Origin of the sequence: Aneurinibacillus sp. UBA3580 (genome assembly GCF_002375825.1) — a bacterium.
Taxonomy (GTDB): domain Bacteria; phylum Bacillota; class Bacilli; order Aneurinibacillales; family Aneurinibacillaceae; genus Aneurinibacillus; species Aneurinibacillus danicus.
On the sequence record NZ_DFMZ01000080.1, the window covers coordinates 12,376 to 17,763 of the forward strand.

The 5,388-nt window shown below is 50.9% G+C and carries 7 protein-coding genes; all 7 read right to left on the reverse strand.

Features of this window, described 5'->3' with window-relative positions:
• The coding region (locus tag B2899_RS12130; RefSeq protein ID WP_286886113.1) for a pseudouridine synthase at positions 1-722 on the reverse strand (722 nt) is incomplete at its 3' end.
• Between the two features lie 91 nt (positions 723-813).
• Positions 814-1,347: a spore maturation protein gene (locus B2899_RS12135; protein WP_146809088.1), complete on the reverse strand. Its 534-nt coding sequence runs from the start codon at positions 1,345-1,347 to the stop codon at positions 814-816.
• Positions 1,347-1,934, reverse strand: coding sequence for a nucleoside recognition domain-containing protein (locus B2899_RS12140; RefSeq protein WP_146809089.1), 588 nt, complete (start codon positions 1,932-1,934; stop codon positions 1,347-1,349). The genes B2899_RS12135 and B2899_RS12140 overlap by 1 nt, the downstream gene beginning before the upstream one ends.
• Positions 1,935-2,999 (reverse strand): D-alanyl-D-alanine carboxypeptidase family protein, encoded by a 1,065-nt coding sequence (locus tag B2899_RS12145; protein WP_146809096.1) that lies wholly within the window; start codon positions 2,997-2,999, stop codon positions 1,935-1,937.
• 255 nt (positions 3,000-3,254) lie between these two features.
• Positions 3,255-3,836 (reverse strand): SMC-Scp complex subunit ScpB, encoded by a 582-nt coding sequence (scpB, locus tag B2899_RS12150; RefSeq protein ID WP_146809097.1) that lies wholly within the window; start codon positions 3,834-3,836, stop codon positions 3,255-3,257.
• Entirely contained in the window at positions 3,836-4,591 is a 756-nt protein-coding gene (locus B2899_RS12155; RefSeq protein WP_146809098.1) for a segregation and condensation protein A, read from the reverse strand. The genes scpB and B2899_RS12155 overlap by 1 nt, the downstream gene beginning before the upstream one ends.
• A gap of 15 nt (positions 4,592-4,606) precedes the next feature.
• Positions 4,607-5,248, reverse strand: a complete 642-nt coding sequence (locus tag B2899_RS12160) for a site-2 protease family protein (RefSeq protein ID WP_286886115.1) — start codon at positions 5,246-5,248, stop codon at positions 4,607-4,609.
• Between the last annotated feature and the right edge of the window lie 140 nt (positions 5,249-5,388).

The following is a 5,388-nucleotide window of genomic DNA, read 5'->3' on the forward strand; positions in this document are numbered from 1 at the left end:
TTCCTTCGTACCGCAAAAGTCAGGCGTGCAACTTCTTCTCCCGTTAGCGGACGGTATTTTCCTTCCGGCACACCATCAAGCGTAAGAAAGGCCAGGCGAATACGCTTCAGTTTAACAACCGGATGGCCGACTGCTTCGCACATCCGCCGCACCTGACGGTTGCGTCCCTCATGAATGGTAAGTTGAATCACGCTTGTCCCCTCTTTTTCCTGATAGCGAAGCCGGACCGCTTCAGCCGGCGCGGTCATTCCGTCTTCAAGCATGACCCCCTGTCGGAGCCGTGCAAGCGCCCTTTCTTCCATCCTTCCCTTTACGACCGCTTCATACACTTTATCCAGCTCATGGCGCGGATGCATGATGTGATTGGCGAACTCGCCGTCATTTGTGAGGAGCAGCAGGCCGGACGTATCGTAGTCAAGCCTTCCTACCGGGTAAATCCTCTCCTGCACCCGATTCATTAAATCCAATACCGTCTTTCTCCCCTGCGGATCAGTAACGGATGTAATATAGCCAATCGGTTTATTTAATAGAAAGTACACAGGACGCTCACGGGCGATGATTTTGCCGTCCACCTCAATCTCATCGTTCAACGGGTCGGCTTTAAAGCCAAGCTCGCGCACAACAATCCCATTGACTTTCACGCGCCCGGCCAAAATGAATTCTTCACACTTTCTCCGTGAAGCTACCCCTGCCTGGGCCATAATTTTTTGCAATCGTTCCATTTCTTATCTACCTCCTCCCCCATCATACCTCTCTCGTCCGCCGGACACAATGTTAAGCAAAAAGCTCCCGTCTCTTACGAGAAGCGGGAGCTTATCCGAATACCATCCAGACGACAAACAATGAGGCGAGAACGCCGACAAGATCCGACAGCAAACCGACTTTCAGCGCATATTTCGTATTCCGTACCGCCACCGCGCCAAAATACACCGTCAACACATATAGTGTCGTATCTGTACTGCCCTGTATCGTGCTCGCCAGACGTCCAATATAGGAATCGGGTCCATACTGGGCGATTAAGTCGGTTGTAATCGCAAGTGAGCCGGATCCGGTAATCGGACGCAGCAAGGAAAGTGGCAGCACCTCCACCGGAAAATGTATCAGGTCAAGCAGCGGGCGAATTGTCTTCAGCAGCAGGTCCATCGCACCCGATTCACGGAAGATGGTAATCGCCACCATCATCCCGACTAGATGGGGCATGATGCGAATCGCCGTTCCGAAGCCCGCTTTTGCCCCGGATGTGAACGTATCGTATACCGGCACTTTTTTGTATAGGGCATACGCCAATACATACGACAGAAGCAGTGGAATGGCCCAGGTCGATAGCTGTGTCACAAGTGCATACATTACTGCCGCTTCCACTCCTTTCGTTGATACCACCGGTCGATAAGTATTGCGCTGAATGTGGCGATAAACGTAGCCAGCAGCGTCGTACCGACAATCTCCGCCGGATTGACCGAATTGTAATTCATACGGATGGCAATGATGGTAGTCGGAATCAAGGTAATGCTTGCCGTATTCAACGCGAGCAGCGTACACATTGCAGGTGTGGCCGTATTAGGATCAGGATTAAGCTTTTGCAGCTCCTGCATTGCCTTAATCCCCATCGGCGTCGCCGCATTGCCCAATCCAAAGATATTGGCCGCCATGTTGGACAGAATATAGCCAAATGCCGGATGATCTTTCGGCACCGTCGGAAACAGCCAGCGGGCGATGGGACCGAGCAGGCGGGCCATCTGCTTCAAGAGGCCGGCCTCTTCCGCTACTTTCATTACACCCATCCAAAATATCAGGATGCTAATTAAACCGAAGGTGACGGTAACGCCCGTTTTTGCTCCTTCAAATACAGCTTTGTTAACCGCCTCGACATTTCCCGTGACAAATGCGGTAGCGATACCGATAAAAATCATGCCCGCCCAGATATAATTAACCATTTATATTCCCTCCAGCATCGTTCGTACGAACGACTCCAGATTTGACGTGAAGCGGTGCCCGATAGCCTGGGCCATTGTCTCCTGTTCCAGCGTGAGCGCCACCCGTCCGATTACCGTATCGTCCAGTGTGATTTCAAGAAATGGCTGCTTGATGTTACGTACAATCCTCTTACCTACCTTCGACTTCTCCTCCGCAGTCAGCGGATAAGAGAACGCGCGGCTGCTGTAGTAAGCGATCGCGCCATTTTCCTGCTTGTCCTCGCCTACCCGCTCATTCTCACGGACAATATCTGTGCGGGGATACTGACTGAATCCGTAGTCGAGCCAGCTCATTGAATCGTCCCAGTCCTGCGGCGCGTTCAATACAACGACGGCAAGCTGCTGGCCGTCCCTTGTCGCGGATGAAGACAAACAGCGCTTCGCAAGCTTCGTGTAGCCGGTTTTGACTCCGTCCGCTCCTTTATACAAACGCAGCATTTTGTTTTTGTTTAATAGCTTGCGATCCCACTGCTCACCTTCCCATGGAATGTGTTTGACCTCAGTAGAGACAATTTTGCGGAATTCCGGGTTACGCAGGGCGTACGCCGTAAGGATGGCCATGTCCCGTGCCGTGGAATAATGATTATCACTGTCGTCAAGTCCGTGCGGGTTCGTAAAATGGCTGGACTCCATGCCGATGTACTCCGCTTTTTCGTTCATTAGCCGGGCAAATCCCTCGATCGATCCCCCCACGTGCTCGGCAATGGCGACAGCGGCGTCATTGCCTGAACGAAGCATCAGGCCGTATAACATGTCTTCCATTTTCATTTTTTCGCCGCGTTTCAAGTAAATCGAAGAACCTTCCTTTGCATAGGCACTGTTCGGCGTCGTGACGATATCCTGGCTATTCCCTTCCTCAAGGGCGACGATGGCGGTCATAATCTTCGTAAGGCTTGCGATGCGCATTCGCTTATCGCCCTGCTTCTCCGCCAGAATGCGTCCGCTCGCGACATCGATGAGCACGGCTGTTTCGGCGGATACGGGCGGCGGAGCTGGTCCCGTCGCCTGCGTAAGCTGCGGCAGCATCAACAGACAAATAACGAGTATAATAACGAGTTTCCTCACTTTACTCCCCCTTATCCCGGATGACGGTTTGTCCTGTTCTTTCTATGTACATGTATATGGCTTATCCACAAAATTATGAGTGGAATAAGAAAAACTCTCGGACGTTGCCGCTCGTCCTTTTTCCACACAGAAGACAAACGGCCGGCATACGCCTCGCCGTTTTTCCCTGCTTTCTATCCGTAAAAAAAGCCCCGAGCAGACTATTTGCTCAGGGCATTATTTCTCGTCTTTATCTTTCTTGTAAAACAGATACGCTTCCTGCTCCACATCCGCGCCTTCCGCCGAAAAATCAGGCACCGGTGGCAGATCTTCTAAGCTGCGCAGACCGAAATATTCAAGGAACTCTTTCGTCGTTCCGTATAGGATTGGCCGGCCCACCGCATCGGCCCGCCCTACCTCTTTAATAAGGTTCTTGCTTATCAGGCGCGAGATTGAACTCTCGCACTTTACGCCGCGAATTTCTTCAAGCTCAAGGCGCGTGATCGGCTGCTTGTACGCGATAATCGCCAGCGTCTCGAGCGCTGCTTGAGACAGCGTAGCATAGGATGGTGTGTAGGCCAACTTTTCGAAATACTCAGCGAACTCGGGCCGTGTCGTAAACTGGTATGCCTGTGCAATCTCAACAATCTGCAGCCCGCGCTGCTGCTCTTTGTAATCTTTCTTCATCTCGTCCATCAGGGCGACAACTTCGTGAAGTTCCAAATCCAGGATGGAAGCCAGTTGCTTCGCTTCGATCCCTTCATCCCCCGCTACAAACAATAGCCCTTCCACGATCGCTTTCAACCGCTCTACATCAATCATACCGCATCCTCCTGCATCCGCAACACCACAATCTCTGCAAACAGCCCGTCCTGCTGACATGCAACTGTCCGCTTTTTCATCATCTCCAGCAGCGCAAGAAACGTTGTTACAATCTCGATTTTCGATTCTTTTTCCGTAAACAGCTGCGAGAAATACACCTGTCCGCCCGCAACCGTAAGCAGTTTATCAATTTCTGCGATACGATCCTTTAAGGAAATCTCGTCACGCTGCACCTTCACCGTTTGTTCCTTACGATTTACACGCTTGAACGCTTTTTGCAAAGCATCTACCAGGTCATAGATTGTCACATTCGAAATCGGATTCTCTTCTTCGGGAATGAACTGGCTCAAATCTTCGGCCGGCCGGGTGTATACCCGGCTTTGTTCCTTCTCCCGCTCACGGAACGTTTCCGCGATTTTTTTATATTTTTTATACTCCAGCAGGCGCTGGACCAGTTCTTCGCGGGGATCTTCCTCTTCTTCATACGGCTCGATGCCCCACTCGTCATACATTGCTTCCTCACGCTTTGGCAGCAGCATCTTGCTCTTGATCGCAAGCAGCGTCGCCGCCATGACAAGAAATTCGCTGGCCACATCCAGTTGCAGCTCCTGCATGATATATAAATGGCTCATATATTGATCGGTAATTTCTACGACCGGAATATCATAAATATCGACTTCGGCCCGGTCAATCAAATGCAGCAGAAGATCCAACGGACCTTCAAACGTATCCAGTTTGATGTCAACACCCATCAAACATCCACCTCCCTATCTCACCAGGGAAAACAGTATGTTCTGCACCCACTCGTATGGCTTGTATAGCACGAACGAACCCAGAGCGGGAATAAAGATTAACAGCAGCAGCACAAACGTGCCATACGGCTCCATTCTCTCAAAAAAGCCGTCAAATCGGCGCGGCAAAGAATAGCGCAGAATTTTCGAGCCGTCCAGCGGGGCTACCGGTAGCAGATTGAATACAAACAGCGCCACATTAATGGCGAAGCTCCAGGCAATCGTATTCCCTACCAGTGTCGCCGCCCATTGCGGCCATGTATTCAGCGTGCCTGTAGATAGCAAATACCAATTGACCTGCAAGAACAGAATGGCAAGAATCAAATTCGTCAACGGACCCGCTATAGCCACATACACCATGCCTAAACGGCGATTGCCGCGAAAATGGAACATGTTGACCGGCACCGGGCGCGCCCATCCAAACGGGCCGAATAGAATCATCAGCATCCCGAACGGTTCGACGTGACTGACCGGATTCAGCGTCAGGCGCCCTTCGTTTTTCGCCGTGTTGTCTCCGAGCTTATAAGCCACAAACGCATGCGCCCATTCGTGAATAGAAAAAGCGATGACAAATGCGATAACCCGATATAACAGTGAATCCCAATCAAAATTGAACAACACCGCTCCCCCTTTTTCTGCGAAAATCCTGAAATAAAGAAAGAAGGAGAGAGAAAAAAAGATTCAGGGAAGAAAAAGGCGGTCGCCTTTTTCCACATTGAAATCATTGTCTCGTTTTCTTCTCTCTTTTCCTTCGTACC

Bases quoted from the DNA above. Each gene is read 5' to 3' on its own strand.
- B2899_RS12140 (WP_146809089.1), bottom strand. From the start codon at position 1,934: ATGGTTAATTATATCTGGGCGGGCATGATTTTTATCGGTATCGCTACC.
- B2899_RS12155 (WP_146809098.1), bottom strand. From the start codon at position 4,591: ATGGGTGTTGACATCAAACTGGATACGTTTGAAGGTCCGTTGGATCTT.
- B2899_RS12145 (WP_146809096.1), bottom strand. From the start codon at position 2,999: ATGCTGCCGCAGCTTACGCAGGCGACGGGACCAGCTCCGCCGCCCGTA.
- B2899_RS12135 (WP_146809088.1), bottom strand. From the start codon at position 1,347: ATGTATGCACTTGTGACACAGCTATCGACCTGGGCCATTCCACTGCTT.